This window comes from Arthrobacter crusticola, from assembly GCF_004357995.1.
GTDB lineage: Bacteria > Actinomycetota > Actinomycetes > Actinomycetales > Micrococcaceae > Arthrobacter_D > Arthrobacter_D crusticola.
The window spans coordinates 413,913-430,653 of sequence record NZ_SMTK01000001.1 but is presented as its reverse complement, the minus strand read 5'-3'; the positions used below and the strand labels follow the sequence as shown (position 1 = coordinate 430,653).

Here is a 16,741-nt window from a genome sequence, read left to right as displayed (position 1 = left end):
ACTGAGAGTCGGACCCGCTAGGAGTCCGGCCCACCACGGGTCCTGCTCAGTCACCGCCCCGGCGAATAACGGCGCGGCACAGCGGCCGCCGGGGGATTTCGGGGTCCTACCGGACGGACTGCGCCGGGCTGTCTCCGGCGCTCAGCGGTCCCCGAGGGCGATGATGGTGACGGCGCGTTCCACCGCGTACACCGGATCCCGCGACCCGCCTTTGACCTGGGCATCGGCGTCGGCGAGGGCGCGCACGCACCGTGCCAGGGACTCCGAGGAGAACCGCTGGGCTTCCCTGCGCGCCTGGTCGACCTGCCACGGGGCCATGCCCAGCGACCGCGCCAGCTGTGCGGAGGAGCCTGACGCCCCGTGGACCTTCGCGACGGCACGGACCTTCATGGCGAGGGCCGCCACCAGCGGGACGGGGTCGGCCCCCGTCGCCAGGGCATGGCGCAGCATCGACAGGGCCTGCGCCGTCCGCCCGGCGAGGGCGGCGTCGGCGACCTTGAAGCCTGTCGCCTCGACCCGTCCTCCGTAGTACTTCTCCACCGCTTCCGATGTGACATCCCCGACGGTGTCGGCAATCAGCTGCTGGCATGCCGCGGCGAGTTCGGAGAGCTGCGACCCAACGGCTGCGACCAGGGCACGGACGGCATCGCCATCGATCCTGCGCCGGGCGAGCCGGAACTCCGCCGAGACGAAGTCGGCCTTGTCGGCGTCCTTCTTCAGCGGCTGGCAGTCGACGCTGACTCCGCCGCTCGCGGCAATGGCGTCAAGGAGCTTCTTGCCGCGGTTGCCGCCGCTGTGCCGCAGCACCAGCACCACGTCCGGCGCCGGATCGGCCAGGTAGGCGAGGGCATCCTGAAGGAAGTCATCATTCATCGAGGCGAGTCCGGCGACCTCAATGACCTTCCAGTCCCCGAACAGCGACGGGCTGGACTGCAGCCCCAGACTGCCGGCACCATAGGCGGCGGCATCGAGGGTGACGAGTTCGGCACCGGGCTGGGCGGTGCGCACCTGGGTGCGGATCAGCTCGGAGGCTTTTGAGGCCAGGTAGTCCTCCGGCCCGCTGAGCAGGACGACGGGCGCAGGGCGCGCCTCCCGCCAGGACACCGTTTGGGATTTCCCCGGGGGGCGGCTGCTGCTTGACTTGGTGGCCACGAAACCTTCATTCCTGCTCGAACTGCGTACCGACCCACTGTGCCATGCCGCCGACCTCCGGCAAAGCTGTCCAAGCCGTCCCCGGCCGCCAGTCGATTACTCAGTCGGCCATGGGCCTCACCTCCAGGCCGGCCGTTCCGAGGGCGACGGTGAAGGTGCCGAGCCGGTCGGTGCGCGCCGCGTAGACGGACTGCCGGCGCAGGTCGGCCACCACCTGGGGGTGCGGGTGCCCGTAGTCGTTGCCCTCCCCCGACGAGATGAGGGCAAGGCCGGGGCGCAGCGCCTTGATGATCGCCGTGCCGCCGTTCCGGGCGCCGTGGTGCGGGACCTTGAGGATGTCCACCCCGGCCCGGGCCAGCTCCGGGCGCCCGGAGAGCAGCCGCAGGGAGGCCTCCTGCTCAATGTCGCCGGTGAACAACGCGGTTGCGGGGCGCTCGGGACCCGGGATCTCCACGAGGAGCACGGCGCTGGCGTCATTCTCGTTGCCGTACCCCGTCCCGCCCGGCGCGCCGGCGGAGGTACCCCCGGTCGGCGGCGGCCACAGCGCTTCCCACTTCACTCCCCCGGCCCGGCCGACATCTCCGGCGGCGATGCGCGCCGGTTCAAGCCCGGCGGTACGGGCGAGGGCACCCAGTTCACGGGGCAGGGTCGGTTCACCCGATGAATAGCCCAGCCCCTTCACCTGCCGTCCCTCGAACACACCGGCTGCTCCCGCGTAATGGTCCTCGTGGAGGTGGGTGACCACCAGCAGGTCCACCACCGTGACCGCCAAGTCAGAGAGGCATTCATCCATCGCGCCGGGATCGGGGCCCGTATCGATGACCAGAGCGCGCCCGGGCCCGGTATTGATGACGAAGGCGTCGCCCTGCCCGACGTCACATCCGGCCACCACCCAGCCCGCCGGACCGCCCGTAGGTGGCCTGAGCAGGATCACTCCGGCGGCCCCCAGGGAGCATCCGGCCACCAGACACAGCGCGGCGGCCCGTACCGGACGGCCACCGGGGGCGGCCTGGATGCACGCTTCGGGTGCACTCTGGCGGCGACGCCGAGCACGATCAGCAGAGACAGCGCGGCAGCGAGGAGGGCGCCGGGCACCCCCGGAACCCAGGGCACCTGCGCGAAGGGCGCGCCGCTTCCCACCCTGGCCACGGTGGCCACCCACCCGGAGCCCAGCTGCCCGACCGCCAGGAGTGGTTCCGCGGCCGGCGGCCATACGGCCAGGGCGGCCACCGCCAGCATTCCGGCGATCGTCACGAACGGCACCACCGGCGCCGCGGCGAGATTGGCCGGCACCGCATAGACGGACAGGGACGGCTGCAGCATCACGAGCAGCGGCGTGCAGACCAGCTGAACCGCCACCGGCACCGCAAGCAGCCGGGCAACCCAGACCGGGAGGACCGCCGCGAAACGCGATGCAAGGAGCGGCCCGATGAGGATCAGCCCCGCTGTGGCCGACACCGACAGCAGGAAGGCATAGGAGGAGTGCAACCACGGGTCGGCCGCCAGGAGCACGATCACGGCCAGGAACAGCAGCGGCAGGGACATCCGGCCCCGGCCGGTCAGGACAGCGAGAACCCCGATGGCTCCCATGACCGCGGCGCGCAGCACACTCGGTTCCGGACGGACGAGGAAGACAAAGGCGCCCAGCGCGACGAGTGCAGCACCGGCTGCGGCGGGCCGGGGCAGCCGGGCGGCGCGGGCAGCAAGGAAAGCAAAGGCCAGCACGTAGGAACAGTTCGTGCCGGATACCGCCGTCAGGTGGGTTAGCCCGGTGGCCTTCATTGCCTCCCCGAGCCGGTCATCGAGCACCGTGCGGTCACCGATTGCCATTCCTGGCAGCAGCCCACCGTCCCCCATTCCACGGGCGAGGGCCCGGCTGCTGAATTTGTGGCGGAGGTGCCGCGTGTAGTCCTCCGCGCCCCGGGCAGGTTGCACCACGGGTGGAGCGGCCGGAAGGAACACCGCCACCTCCCTGCCGGGCTGGTCCGGAGAGCGCAGCCTCCCCACCGACCGCACCGTATCGCCCCTGCCGATCTGCTTCCACTGCCCGTCCCCGAACACCACGACCGGGGATGCGGCCGTGAAGGAGCGCCCGGAGGAGGAACCCGCGGTCACGATGGCGCGCAGGACGAAGCGCGCTTCCCCGTAGTCCCCCCGAACGGGGACGGCATCGCTGGAGGGGCGGAGGATGACGGTTGCGAAGGCCTTGGCACGGGCAGCCTCGTCGACAGGACCCCCAGTGAACCTCGTAAGGCTTCCGGCGGCCGCCAGCATGGCCAGGCCCGCCGCGGCCAGCGGCAGGAGAAGTGGGACCAGCAGCGCCACGGCGGCCCGCCCGCGGTACGCCACGCACAGCAGACCGAGCATCAGTCCGACACAGGCGAGCAGGGCTCCCCCGGCTGCGGCTTCCTCCGCGGGCAGCCCGGTCGCCAGCGCTGCGGCCGTCCATGCCGCGGCGGCGGCCGGGGCCAGGCGGAAGTCGGTCGGGAGGTCGGGTTTCAGAGGCGGAACCGTCCGGAGTCGATGCGTCGATGCCGGGGAAGGCCAGCGGTACCGGAAGTGCACGCTTCGTCACCCCACCACCACGAAGGGCAGCATCGCCTCGAGCAGGGCGGGCCCGATGCCCGGGACCGCGTCGAGATCCTCGGCCCGCGCGAACGGGCCGTGCTCGGTCCGCCACGCGATGATCCGCTCCGCGAGGACCGGGCCCACGCGGGGCAGCGACTCCAGGGCAGGTGCGTCGGCGGTGTTGAGGTTCACCGTCCCTGCGGGCATCCCGGTACCGGTGCCCCCGGTGCCCGCTCCACTCGATCCACCACCCGGCGTCCGGCCGCCCGTGAGCGGACCGCCAGAGCCGGCCGGTGGCCCCAGCGGAACCGCTTCACCCTTCCTCGGCACGTGGACCTGGCCTCCGTCCACCACGACGGCGGCCAGATTTACTCTGGCAAGGTCCGCGTCCGGTGTTGCGCCTCCGGCTAGCTCAAGCACCTGGAACAGTCTCGAACCCTGCGGAACCTCCCGCACCCCCGGCGACGCCACCGCGCCTGTCAAATGCACGAAGACGCCGCCCGGGTCGGCAGCCGCGTCACCCCCTTCCAAGGGCATCTCAATCCCGCTGCCGCCGGCAGAATCACCTTCCGATCCGGCGGTCCCTGACGCAGACCCGTCGGCCGGCTCCGAGCCCGGCGCGGTCGATTCCGTTGCGGAGCCGGGAGCTGCCTGCCTACCCCGCTCTCTCTCCACCCCGGATCCTGACCGTTGCTCCTCGGCCGAGAGCGGGATGGTGGCGACCGGAGGCGTAGACTCGCTGCGGACGAAAAACAGTCCGGCACCCAAGGTCAGCGCCAGGGCCAAAAACACCAAGGACGCCCCACGGGCCGCGGCCCACCGGCGGGTTGGCGGGGATGCCTCGAAGTCGGCCTCGGCCAGGTCGCCCGGGCTGCCGCGGCCGCGCGGGCCGCCCAGGCCGGCAGAAGCACCGACAGCAGCATCGGGCACGGTGGTGACGACATCGACCACAGCGGCGGGATTATGGGCGGCCGAGGCCGCCGCGCTGCCCGACGCCTCCCCCACGGTGCCGGCCACCGGCCCCGACTCTGGGGTGCCATCTCCACCGAAAGCGACCGCGCGCCGCGCTCGGCTCGACAGAAAGGTACCGACTGCATTACCACCCCCACCGGGGGGCGGCGGAAGGGGAAGGAAGGGAGCGGCGGTGGCCCAGCGGTGTCTCGGCATAGGCCACGATAGGCAGGGGTCCCGGGCGGACGAGCGCCGCGCTGGCGTTATGTGGACAACGGACAGGGGACGACGGCCACGGCCATTACGCCAAGGCCCGAGGGCGCGTCACTGCAGCCACCGCCCACCACGACAAGTGAGGACAACGCGGCCGCGAGCACGGGCGCCAGACGTCCCCAGCACCCGAGGCATCTGCGCGAGGGGCGCGGTGCTGCCCACCCGGGCAACGGTGACCACCCACCCGGACTGCAACTGCCCGCGGGCAGGACGCCAGGAGGGTGAATTGGTATAACGTCTTCGTTCGGTTCTTGTTGATCGCCTTGCTTATGAACGTATTATGAGCCACGGGCGAGGAGTGGTCATAGTTTCATATTTTGACTCTAAATAGCCTATTTATGCACTGGCAATTTGCACAGTCATATTCCATCACGGCCTATCATGCTAAAGTGAATACAAATCATTGGCACCCGTTGGTTTGATCGCCCATCTCCACCGGGTGGTCTTTTGTGCCCTACTTCGTCTTCTGGTGGCGGTCGTATAACCTACGGGCAAGGTGCGCTGCTGGGGGAAAGCTGACTGGGCCCCCATACTCAGCCCGTCTAGCACTCGAAAGAAGCACCTATGTCTACTGAAGCCACGCCTGAAGTGAAACCGCCTGCCAACCGCAACAAGCTGCTCATCATCACTGGCTCCGTGATAGTCGTCCTCCTGGCCATCATCGCCATCGCCGTGTCCTCCCAGGCCATCCGGGCAAGCGAGGAGGCCGCTGCGGAAGCGTCAGCCGTCGCCGAGGCCTCGAAGAAGGCGGAGATTGCCGCGGCTGCCGAACAAGCCGTAGCCAACCAGTTGGAAACGGACGCCGAGGATGCGAACGACGTCTGCGAACAGCGGCTAAAGCAGAAGCTCCCGACGGCCGTTGTCAAAGCAGCTAAGACAGTCTCGACGTATAAGGAATCTGATGGCAGCTTCGACACCACGGGCGTATACACGAACCCGGACAAGGGCGACACCATCCCCATGCAGTTCGCTTGCTCTTCAATCAAGGGAAATGACAAGAGCTGGAATGTCTTCCTCAAGTCCACGAGCCGGTAGATGACTGAAGCCGATACGCCACCCGCCGAGTCCATGCTAAGGGCGTTGCAGAAGACTCTCAAAGGGCATTGGAGCCGTTTTCTAAAGTGGAAGAACATGGCCCTTGTCTTGGGCAGCGTTGCCGTCATGCTGGGCATTATCGCCGGCGTAGCTTCCATATCAGCTCTGCTGCAAGGTCCAACGGCAGGACAGGCAAATGCAGCGGAGTGGCTAAGTGCCATCTCGACGTTCTGGGGAGCTGTGGCTACAGCGCTCGGCGCGGCGCTGACAGGCGGCGCGCTTCTGATTGCAGCCTTGACGTACCAGCGGCAAGTACGTGACAGGCACGCCGAATTGGAATCCAAGCGCCGTGCGCAAGCGGAAGCTGTGACGGTCCGGATAGTTCCTTTCAAGCCAGCTTATGTGGCTCCAGGAACAAACCCTCCGGACCGCGTACAAATCGAGGTCCGCAATGACGGAGAACTCGCTGTTTTCGGCATAGCCGCAGTTGTACTCGACAGGACCCGCCGGGAGGTCGGCCAGAAGTACTTCCAGTCAATTCTGCCCCACACCTTTGACAGCTTTCGCCACCTAGCGGATAAGGTCGATGGCGCGTATGCGACTTTTACCGACTCGGCCGGTACCCGCTGGAAGAGGTGGCACAACGGGGATCTAGAAGAGATTGCTCACTACCCTAGGCCGGATGAATAATGTAAGCCTCGTAGATGAGCTTGGTTCCGCCCTGGGTGCGCGGGTCGGACACCACAGTAGTGACGACTTGGACGCTGACTTGGCCAGTCTCAAATCTGCGGATTAGCCGGTTTACCTGGTCTGTGAGGTTCCTGCCGTTGTCCGTCTGGATGTACTCCATATGTGCTGCCATCAGTGCTCCCCCTTGAACGACCCCTTACCCCTGTAAGCGCCTCACTTAGGGGGTTCTTCCAGTTACATATTTCCCTGGCCTCGAATCTCAAAGCGGCCCTTGTTAGCTACTCTCCTGCGTTCGCACGGTGCTCGGCTCCAGGTAGGCGCTACAAGAGCAGCTGGATACACGATCCGTAGTCGGGTTGGCTTATACCCTGACGCGGATACCGTTAGGCGCTTGTGTTCATCAACTCGCGCCCACCACCTGACGGCCGTCCTTTGCCTGGAACCAGTCCGAGACCTCGTTAGGTAAGTTTCCCATCTGAACGCCTGGTGGCGGGAGTAAATCCATGAACGAACGCCACCTCGGTCGGTGCCGGTGGCTCTTAAAGGCGAGCAGAGGGGAACAGCCCGCACCAGGGACGGATGCCAATAGAACTGGGTCCTGGTCCCATCCCTGCCCACCGGCGGGTCTCGGGGAACAGGGTAATGGACGAGGCTACCCAGACCGCCCACAGCTCGCTGGAGATTGTCTGACAAGACAGAACGATGACCGGTTCAAAAGGATAGGCTGCGAGTCATGCATACCTGGCCCGCCCCAGCTCCTCGGCGCGTGCAGAGGGCCTCCCAAATTACTTGTAGTCACTCCCTATTAGCGGGAGGATAGCTCTTGTTATAGATGCCTACAGGCTGGCTGAATCTCATCAAGGGAGTACCCATGGGAGAGCCACGAACGGACCAGCAAACCCAAGAACTACGCGAGTTGAGTACGCAGTTGGCTCGGCTCGTCATTGATCGTGCGGCCCCCGATGAGTTGCTGACTTTCGACGAGGTCGCCGAGGAATACTACGAGGATCCACAAACGACCCTAATGCTTAATAAGAAGGATGAAGCAGTAGGGTTCGGCCTTGAACTGGCTCTCTTGACCCCCTTCGCCTTGGCAATGGCCGAATTTGTCGTTGACCTGATCGGCGACCTGCTGCGCGACGTGGCCAAAGATGTGGCCAGCCCCGCGATCTCGGGGGCCCTGAAAAGAATGTTGCGGGTAGGTACCGACCAGGCTTCTCCACCTGATGGTGTGGAGCTTACGAAGGAACAACGGGCTCAAATTTTTGCGGCTGCTAGGGAGCAGGCCACCCGATTGGGGCTCGACGAGGACAAAGCTGTCTTGTTGGGCAGCGCCATCATTGGGGTGCTTGGCAAATAGCTCTTCTTTAGCCTGGAAACCCTATTGAAGGGGTGAAAGTGTGGAAAAGAAGCCTTCAGCATCAATGGTCACGGCTCGCCGTGTCAATCTCCTTGCATTTCCGGCACCGACCACGGGGTTGTACTTCCTCCTCATTGCCGCCCTCCTCGCCGTTGGACTATTCGTGGGTTCATGGATGCACAATCTATTCTTGGGGAGACAGTGGGTTCAGGCTCTTAACAGCTGTTCAGCCGTGGATGTTGTTCAGTTCCAAATATGCATGGCACCTGTGGAATTCAGGCGCGGCTCGTGGTCATTTGCCGGCGCCGTCCTGGTGGCAGGGCTCGCCATCTCGGTCCTGTATGCTCTCCCCTCTTTGATCAAACGCCGTCGTTCGCTTGAGTTGCCGATGCCGAAGCATCGGGCGGTGGTGGAGCGGTCCACCCAGTTGGCTTCGCTCGCAGGTTTGCCCCGGATGCCGAGGCTGTACATCGGACCCGCCAGGATGGGTGATGCCTTTTCATTCGGAAGGCCCGGCTCCCCCGCCATGGCGCTTCCACCGAAGGTCGTGGGCATGTTGGTAAGGCCAGGGCCAGCGGATGGGGTAGTGCTCCACGAGTTTGCGCACATCCGGCACCGGGACGTCGAACTGGCCTGGATGGCGCGTAGCGCTTGGTATGTCGCGCTGCTGGTCCTTCTGTTCCCAGTACTGGGGGCCCTGTGGGAAGGCCCTTCCCTCCTCCCCCACTATCTTTGGCGAGCGGCCTTGCTTGCGGTCGTTGTGGAGATCGTAGCGGCCGCCCTGCTCAGGTCACGCGAGCACGACGCGGATCTTCGAGCTGCGGCGGAGCCAACATCACTCGACGCCGTCAGGTCCAGTCTTGGCCTGCTGAGCGCCGGCACTTCTCGCAACTGGCTTCAAGGCTTGCGCATGCGTCACCCGATGCGGTCCGAACGGCTCGCTATCCTTGAGTCGCCACACTTGGCAGCGGATAGCAGCCTACTCCAAACGCTTTCCGCGGGATTCCATGCTGGAGTTCTGGGTCCACTTGTGGTTTTCAGTGCGACACCATTCCTGTCCGGAACGGGTCTGATACTAGGTGGAATTTGGACTTCAGCGGCGGTGACGGGGTCGCTGTTGGGCTTGACGGTCGGTCTGGATGTCTGGAGATCTCAGTTCGCTGATTCTTTGGCTCATGGAACGGATGGTGCCGGCTCGCGGACGATGCGCAAAGCCTTCAAAACGGCAGTAGGTGTGTCGGTGGGCCTAACACTTGGACAACTTGTCTCGTTGGCGGGGATCGGTCAGGACGTCGCCGCCTCCTTCCACCCTATGACGTTGCTTGCCCCAATGATTGCAGGGCTCGGCACCGTTTTCCTATGTGCCGCGTTCGGAGCACTCTGCCTACCCCTAGCGCTTTTCGTGACTCGTCCATGGCACTTTTGGCTTCCCGCCGTACTGCTCAACGTCACAATCTTTCTGGTGGCAACCTGGATCGGGGACAGTCTGGACTTAGCGCTGACGGAAGCGGGGTGGCCGGGGGCCTACCTGTGGATCCAGTATGGCTACGACGAAGTGCCAGGAATTGGTTTGGCAGTGTTGCTGACTGTCGTGGCCTTCCTCGCTTCGCTCCTGGGACCAAGGGCACGTCGACGCGTCCCTCGGGACTGGATGTATTTCCCGAACCCTTCACCCGCGGCCACGTCCTCGAGCCCCGCGCTTCCTGCGAAGGGCGACACGCTCAGATTTCCGTTGCTTTTGGGCTTGGCGGCAGGACTTGCGGGGAGCGTCTTTCTGGTCTCGCAGCTTCTGTTCATCGGTTCCACCACTACAGCCGAAGCTGCATTCCAGGCTAATTTCCTGTGGATATTGACGACAGTGGGCTGCTGGGCGGCCCCGAGCACAATTCTGTGTTTGGTCGACCCCGTCACCGGGCCTGCAAAGGTGTTCATCGCCGGCCCTTTGAGCTTGGGCCTTTGCGCCCTTGGAGTGGCTGTTTTCTGGTTGGCGAGCATGGACTCAGCCCCGTTGAGCGTTCTTCCGTCGATGTGGTCACCCGCCATGGCCCGTGGTCTTGCGGTCTCAATAATAATCATCGGCGTGGTAGTCACGATCCGGTACGCCATCACTGTGGCCGCTCGACGCGTGCATGGCAGAAAACCGATCTAGGTCGTCGGGTCTATGGCCTCCGGTCCTAAATGTGTGCACAACACCCAGACAGGTCCGCAGCACAACCCTTTTTGTCGGAAGAGACCACGGAGCATCCAAGAGGCCACCGAAGATCTAATTCCCGCCTTGGAAAGCTTAGGCCAGTGCTGTCACATGTCGCCTCTTCCGAGTCGAACCCCGCCACGGGACGATTTTCAGAAGCTTGGCTACTCGAATAGCGCAGGCCTGCAGATTTTCTGAGATAGCGGGCCCCAACAATGACCAAAAGCCGACGCATTGTGAGTTTCACCCGGAAGATCGACCCAAAATCCAAAATCCAGGATGTGAAAGTGATGGCCTGCCAATCTCAGACGCTCCAGATTCTGTGATCGAGGTTCCAAGGAGGTGTCGCTCCTCAATCAGCTTTTGTTGAGACTGAATTCTCGTGCCATCAGCGCGACCTGGTAGTGGGACTCGGCCGAGTCCAGCTCCGAGGAAGGGAGTGCTTGGGCCGAACACGGGGCCGCGCTGGCGCTATGAAGACAAGGGGCGGGGAACCACGGCCACGGCCATCACTCCGAGGCCCGCATGCGCCGCCAGGACCGACGGACAGCGGGCCAGGGAAACGGGCGTCCCTGGCAGGCAGGATTCCAGCCGGGCGGCGAACCCGGCAGCCTCGTCGTCGTTCCCGAAATGGTGCACCGTGATCTCGCTGCCACCGGGCCGGGCCGCAGCGGCACCCTGGACGATTTCCAGGAGCCGGTCAAGGGCCCGATCGGCCGTGCGCACCTTCTCCACGGGGACCACGCGCCCGTCCTGAATCCTCAGCAGCGCCTTCACCGAGAGGACATTGCCCAGCCAGCTCGCGGCGGCGCTGATCCGTCCCCCGCGGCGCAGCTGGTCAAGGCTCGGCACGTAGAAATAGAGCTCCGAGGTGCGGCAGACGATGGCCGCGGCGGCGGCGCTGCGCTCAAGGCTCGCCCCCTGCTGCAGGGACTGCAGCGCGGCCACGGCCGCGTAGCCCAGCGGCATCCCGGCGGTGCGGCTGTCGATCACCTCGACGGGAACGCCGACCGAGGAGGCCGCCAGGCGTGCTGCGTCAACCGTGCCGGACAGGGCCCCGGAGAGGTGAATGGAGATGATGCCCGAATGGCCTTCGGCCTCGAGGGCCCGATAGGCGCGCTCGAACTGGCCCGGCGACGGCCGGGACGTGCGCACCTCCGAGCCCTGCGCCAGCGCGATGGTCAGGGGCTCGACGAGTGAGTCGCCGCCGTCGCTGTAGATCTGACCGGCGATCAGGACCGGCAGGGGAACCACCGTGACTCCCCCGGCGCGCCCCTGGCCGTCGAGCCAGCCCGGCGGGAACCCGGCCGCCGAGTCGGTCACGACCGCGGCCGGGAGTCCGTCGCTGGCCATCCTCAGCTGGGCACGATGTTGACCAGCTTGGGCGCCCGCACGATGACCGTGCGGATGCCCCTGCCGTCGAGGATCCGGGAGACCTGCTCACTGGCGAGGGCCAGGGTCCGCAGCTCGTCCTCGGTGATGTCCGGGGAAACGGTGAGCCGGTCGCGGACCTTGCCCTGCACCTGCACGACGGCGATGACGGACTCCTGCGCAAGCAGGTCCTGCTCCACGGCCGGCAGGGACGCGGTGGCCACCCCGGGGGTGTGGCCCAGCCGCTCCCACAGATCCTCGGCGGTGTACGGGGCGAACATGCCCAGCAGCACCGCCACGGCCTCGGCCGCCTCACGGACGGCCGGGTCGCTGCCGCCCGGGCCGGAGTCGATGGCCTTGCGGGTGGCGTTGACCAGCTCCATCAGCCGGGCGATGACCACGTTGAACTTGCTGGCGCCCATCAGCTCGGGCACGTCGGCCAGGGTGCGGTGGGTGGCCGAGCGCAGCGCCCGGTCCCCGGCGGCGAAGTCGATGCCGGGGGCGCTGGCGACATCGGCACCCAGCCGCCAGGCGCGGGCCAGGAACTTCGCCGAGCCCGACGGCGACACATCGGCCCAGTCGACGTCGTCCTCCGGCGGGGAGGCGAAGATCATCGTGAGGCGCACGGCGTCCACCCCGTACTTGTCGAGCTGCTCCCCGAGGTCCACCCCGTTGCCCAGGGATTTACTCATGGCTTTGCCGCCGTTGAGGACCTGCCCCTGGTTCAGCAGGGAAGAGAACGGCTCGGTGAAGTTCACCAGGCCCAGGTCGAAGAGCACCTTGGTGAAGAACCGGCTGTAGAGCAGGTGCAGGATGGCGTGTTCGACGCCGCCGACGTACTGGCCGACGGGCATCCACCGGTTGACGGCGTCGGTGTCGAACGGCGCTGTCTCCAGGTCCGGGGTGATGAACCGCAGGAAGTACCAGGAGGAGTCGACGAAGGTGTCCATGGTGTCGGTGTCCCGCTTGGCGGGCCCGCCGCACGACGGGCAGGACACGTTGACCCAGTCCTCGACGGCGGCCAGCGGCGATACGCCCCGCGGTTTCAGCTGGGAGCCGTGAAGGCCCTCGGGCAAGGTGACCGGCAGCTGCTCGTCGGGCACCGGGACCTCGCCGCAGGTGGCGCAGTGGATGATGGGGATCGGGGTTCCCCAGTACCGCTGGCGCGAGAGCAGCCAGTCGCGCAACCGGAAGTTGACCGTCCGCTCGCCGGTGCCCTGCGCCGCAAGCAGTTCGATGGCGCGGGCGATGGCGGCGGGCTTGTCCAGGCCGGTCAGCTCTCCGGAGTTGACCAGGACGCCCTCACCGGCGGTTGCGGTTCCGGTGGCCGCCGGGTCCTCGGCGCCGGTGTCGACGACCGTGCGCACCGGCAGGTTGAACGCCCGGGCGAAGTCGAGGTCGCGCTGGTCATGGGCGGGAACCGCCATGATCGCGCCGGTGCCGTAGTCGGCCAGCACGTAGTCGGCGGCCCAGACGGGCAGCTTCTCTCCGTTGAGGGGGTTCACGGCGTACCGGCCGGTGAATACGCCGGTCTTCTCGCGTTCGGTGGACTGCCGTTCGATTTCGGAGAGCTGCTTGACCTGCTCCCGGTACTCCTCGAGAGCGCCTCGGTGCTCGGCGGTGACCAGGTCGAGGGCGAGCTGGGTGTCGGCGGCGACGACGAAGAAGGTCGCCCCGTAGAGGGTGTCCGGGCGGGTGGTGAACACCGGCACGTCGTGAGCCGGCCGGTCATCGGCGGCCTCGATGGAGAAGCGCACGGTGGCACCCTCGGAACGGCCGATCCAGTTGCGCTGCATCGCCAGCACGCGCTCGGGCCAGTGGCCCTTCAGCTGGTCCATGTCCTGAAGCAGGCGGTCGGCGTAGTCGGTGATCTTGAAGTACCACTGGTTCAGGTCCTTCTTGGTGACCATTGTCCCGCAGCGGTCGCAGGCCCCGTTGATGACCTGCTCGTTGGAGAGCACCGTCTGGTCCTTGGGGCACCAGTTGACCGGCGAATTCTTCCGGTAGGCAAGGCCCTTGTTGAAGAACCGGGTAAACAGCCACTGGGTCCAGCGGTAGTACTCGGGATCGGAGGTGTGGATCCGCCGGGACCAGTCGGCGCTGATCGCGTAGCGCTTGAAGGAATGGGCCTGCGTCTCGATGTTCGCGTAGGTCCACTCGGCAGGGTGCGCGTCGCGCTTGATGGCCGCGTTCTCGGCCGGGAGCCCGAAGGAGTCCCACCCGATCGGGTGCAGCACGTCGTAGCCCTGCAGGCGGGACCAGCGGGCGGCGACGTCGCCCATGGCGAAGGCCTCGGCATGGCCCATGTGCAGGTCACCGGAGGGGTAGGGGAACATGTCGAGTACGTACCGGCGCTCGCGTGAGCCATCGTCGAGCGGCTTGAACAATTCCAGCTCATCCCACACCGCCGGCCAGCGGGCCTCCAGAGCGGCGAAGTCGTAGGTGTTCTCGTCGGGCTGTCCAGCCTCGATAGGTGTGCTCACTGTCTTTGACCCTGTCCTGTCATTCTTCGCGATTGCCGCATCGTCGTCTGTTCCCGCATGCCGGCCGCCGCGGTTTCCGGCCCGGACACACAAAAGCCCCTCGTCCAGGGAGGGGCCGCCGCACGTGAATCGCGTGCGGCTAGGGAAGAAGTCGCCGAGTTGACATGAAACAACTCTAGCGCAGAACCGTGGGCTTCCCGGCGGTTTCGCTGCAGGAGCACAGAAGCGCCCGTCCACCGGTACCGCTGGTGGACGGGCGCCTGCGCTGCCGCGGGGATCCCGGGCTAGGAAACGTCCTCGTCGACCCAGTCGAACGTCTTCGTGACGGCCTTCTTCCACAGGCGCAGCTGGCGGTCGCGCTCGGCGTCGTCCATTGAGGGGTTCCAGCGCTTGTCCTCGGACCAGTTGGTGGCGAGCTCGTCGGTGTCCTTCCAGAAACCGACGGCGAGGCCCGCGGCGTAGGCGGCACCGAGCGCGGTGGTCTCGGTGACCTTGGGCCGGATGACCGGGATGCCGAGGATGTCTGCCTGGAACTGCATCAGGGCGTCATTGGCGACCATGCCGCCATCGACCCGGAGGTCCTCCATGTCCACCCCGGAGTCGGCGTTGGCCGCGTCCAGCACCTCCCGGGTCTGGAAGGCCGTGGCCTCCAGTGCCGCACGGGCGATGTGTCCCTTGTTCACGAAGCGGGTCAGCCCCACAATCGCGCCGCGGGCGTCCGCACGCCAGTAAGGGGCGAAGAGGCCGGAGAATGCCGGGACGATGTACACGCCGCCGTTGTCATCCACCGTCGTCGCGAGCTGCTCCACCTCGGGAGAACTCTTGATGAGGCCGAGGTTGTCGCGGAGCCACTGGATGAGGGACCCGGTGACTGCAATCGATCCTTCGAGCGCGTAGACCGGCTTGGCGTCCCCGAGGCGGTAGCAGACCGTGGTGAGCAGGCCGTTCTTGGAGTGGACGATCTCCTCGCCGGTGTTGACGATCATGAAGTTGCCGGTGCCGTAGGTGTTCTTCGCACCGCCCTTGGCGAAGGCTGCCTGGCCGAAGGTCGCCGCCTGCTGGTCGCCGAGGATGCCGGCCACCGGAACCTCGCGCAGCAGCTGGGAACCGTGGACCTTGCCGTAGACCTCGGAGGAGGACTTGATGGCGGGCATCATCGACAGCGGAACCCCGAAGTCCGCGAGGATCGATTCGTCCCAGGAGAGAGTCTCCAGGTCCATGAACAGGGTCCGTGAGGCGTTGGTGACGTCGGTGATGTGCACGCCGCCGTCGGTGCCGCCGGTGAGGTTCCAGGTGACCCATGAGTCGGTGTTGCCGAAGAGGAGGTCTCCTGCCTCGGCCTTCTCGCGGGCGCCATCGACATTGTCGAGGATCCACTTGATCTTCGTGCCGGAGAAGTAGGTGGCCAGGGGCAGGCCGACCTTCTCCTTGTAACGCTCGACACCGCCGTTTGAGGCAAGCTCATCGACAATGTTCTGTGTGCGGGTGTCCTGCCACACGATGGCGTTGTAGACCGCCTTGCCGGTGGTCTTATCCCACACCACGGCGGTCTCGCGCTGGTTGGTGATGCCGACCGCGGCGATGTCGTGGCGGGTCAGGTTCGCCTTGGACAGGGCGCTGCCGATGACCTCACGGGTGTTGTCCCAGATCTCGGCCGGATCGTGCTCGACCCACCCCGCCTTCGGGAAGATCTGCTCGTGTTCCTTCTGTCCCGAGGAGACGATGTCCCCCTTGTGGTCGAACACGATGGCCCGGCTCGACGTCGTGCCTTGGTCAATAGCGATAACGTACTGCGACATTTCCTACTCCTTTGTTGAGATGATGTCGGATGGTGCCCGGTGCGGACGGCACCGGGCGGGCGGTGACCCTACGCCGGGAGGGCGGGGAACTCGACCAGCTGGACGACCAGGCCGGCGAGGATGCCGCCGATGATGGGGCCGGCCACCGGCACCCAGGCGTAGCCCCAGTCGGAGCCGCCCTTGCCCTTGATGGGGAGAATGGCGTGGGCGATGCGGGGGCCGAGGTCGCGGTTCGGGTTGATGGCGTACCCGGTGGGTCCGCCAAGGGAGGCGCCGATGCCAACGACGAGGAGCGCCACAGCCAGCGGGCCAAGCCCGTTCGGCGTCGAACCGAAGGCGATGATCACGAAGACGAGGACGAAGGTACCGATGATCTCGGTGACGAGGTTCCAGCCGTAGGAGCGGATGGCGGGACCGGTGGAGAAGACACCCAGCTTGTTGGCGGGATCCGGCTCGTCATCGAAGTGCTGCTTGTAGGCCAGCCACGCCACGACGGCGCCGAGGATGGAGCCGATCATCTGTGCGGCGAGGTACCCCAGCGCGTTGCCGAAGTTCTTGTCGACCCCCGAGGCGAAGGACTCGACGTCCCCGTTCACCCACAGGCCCACGGTGACGGCGAAATTCAGGTGGGCACCGGACAGGGCCGCGACGAAGACGCCTGCGAAGACAGCGAGCCCCCAGCCGAAGTTGACCATGAGGAACCCGCCGTTATTGCCCTTTGTCTTTGCCAGGGCGACGTTGGCTACGACACCACAACCGAGCAACAGCAAAATCATGGTGCCGAACGTTTCGGCAACAAATACTTCAAGAGACATCTTTGACTCCTCGTATGTATTTACTTGTGTGCAGGCGCCGCCGCCTGAGCGGC

General features: G+C 65.9%; 12 protein-coding genes. 4 read left to right on the top strand and 8 right to left on the bottom strand.

Annotation, left to right across the window (positions count from 1 at the left end):
• Nucleotides 1-141: 141 nt before the first annotated feature.
• The 4 genes from holA to E2F48_RS17540 all read right to left on the bottom strand — a co-directional run bounded on the left by holA (nucleotide 142) and on the right by E2F48_RS17540 (nucleotide 4,737).
• Nucleotides 142-1,152, bottom strand: coding sequence for a DNA polymerase III subunit delta (holA, locus tag E2F48_RS01980; protein WP_133402321.1), 1,011 nt, complete (start codon nucleotides 1,150-1,152; stop codon nucleotides 142-144).
• Nucleotides 1,153-1,252: 100 nt separating this feature from the next.
• Entirely contained in the window at nucleotides 1,253-2,086 is an 834-nt protein-coding gene (locus tag E2F48_RS01975; protein WP_165968664.1) for a ComEC/Rec2 family competence protein, read from the bottom strand.
• Entirely contained in the window at nucleotides 2,083-3,717 is a 1,635-nt protein-coding gene (locus E2F48_RS01970; protein ID WP_133402319.1) for a ComEC/Rec2 family competence protein, read from the bottom strand. Before E2F48_RS01970 ends, E2F48_RS01975 begins: the two co-directional genes overlap by 4 nt.
• Before the next feature lie 6 nt (nucleotides 3,718-3,723).
• Nucleotides 3,724-4,737 carry a ComEA family DNA-binding protein gene (locus tag E2F48_RS17540; protein ID WP_246018475.1) on the bottom strand — a complete coding sequence of 338 codons (1,014 nt, stop codon included), beginning with the start codon at nucleotides 4,735-4,737 and terminating at the stop codon, nucleotides 3,724-3,726.
• 771 nt (nucleotides 4,738-5,508) lie between these two features.
• Here E2F48_RS17540 and E2F48_RS01960 point away from each other — a divergent pair.
• The 4 genes from E2F48_RS01960 (at nucleotide 5,509) to E2F48_RS01945 (ending at nucleotide 10,178) form a co-directional block, all read left to right on the top strand.
• On the top strand, nucleotides 5,509-5,979 hold the full coding sequence (locus tag E2F48_RS01960) for a hypothetical protein (RefSeq protein ID WP_133402318.1): 471 nt from the start codon (nucleotides 5,509-5,511) through the stop codon (nucleotides 5,977-5,979).
• Nucleotides 5,980-6,669: a hypothetical protein gene (locus E2F48_RS01955; protein WP_133402317.1), complete on the top strand. Its 690-nt coding sequence runs from the start codon at nucleotides 5,980-5,982 to the stop codon at nucleotides 6,667-6,669. It abuts the gene before it with no gap.
• Nucleotides 6,670-7,540: 871 nt separating this feature from the next.
• Nucleotides 7,541-8,029: a hypothetical protein gene (locus E2F48_RS01950; RefSeq protein WP_133402316.1), complete on the top strand. Its 489-nt coding sequence runs from the start codon at nucleotides 7,541-7,543 to the stop codon at nucleotides 8,027-8,029.
• Between the two features lie 40 nt (nucleotides 8,030-8,069).
• Nucleotides 8,070-10,178 carry a M48 family metalloprotease gene (locus E2F48_RS01945; RefSeq protein ID WP_133402315.1) on the top strand — a complete coding sequence of 703 codons (2,109 nt, stop codon included), beginning with the start codon at nucleotides 8,070-8,072 and terminating at the stop codon, nucleotides 10,176-10,178.
• 513 nt (nucleotides 10,179-10,691) lie between these two features.
• Here E2F48_RS01945 and E2F48_RS01940 read toward each other — a convergent pair.
• The 4 genes from E2F48_RS01940 to E2F48_RS01925 all read right to left on the bottom strand — a co-directional run bounded on the left by E2F48_RS01940 (nucleotide 10,692) and on the right by E2F48_RS01925 (nucleotide 16,688).
• On the bottom strand, nucleotides 10,692-11,573 hold the full coding sequence (locus tag E2F48_RS01940) for a DegV family protein (RefSeq protein WP_133402314.1): 882 nt from the start codon (nucleotides 11,571-11,573) through the stop codon (nucleotides 10,692-10,694).
• 2 nt (nucleotides 11,574-11,575) lie between these two features.
• A complete protein-coding gene (gene leuS, locus E2F48_RS01935; protein ID WP_133402313.1) occupies nucleotides 11,576-14,074 on the bottom strand; it encodes a leucine--tRNA ligase in 2,499 nt (832 codons plus the stop codon).
• Nucleotides 14,075-14,358: 284 nt separating this feature from the next.
• A complete protein-coding gene (glpK, locus tag E2F48_RS01930; protein ID WP_133402312.1) occupies nucleotides 14,359-15,873 on the bottom strand; it encodes a glycerol kinase GlpK in 1,515 nt (504 codons plus the stop codon).
• A gap of 68 nt (nucleotides 15,874-15,941) precedes the next feature.
• A complete protein-coding gene (locus tag E2F48_RS01925; protein ID WP_133402311.1) occupies nucleotides 15,942-16,688 on the bottom strand; it encodes an MIP/aquaporin family protein in 747 nt (248 codons plus the stop codon).
• Nucleotides 16,689-16,741: the final 53 nt, after the last annotated feature.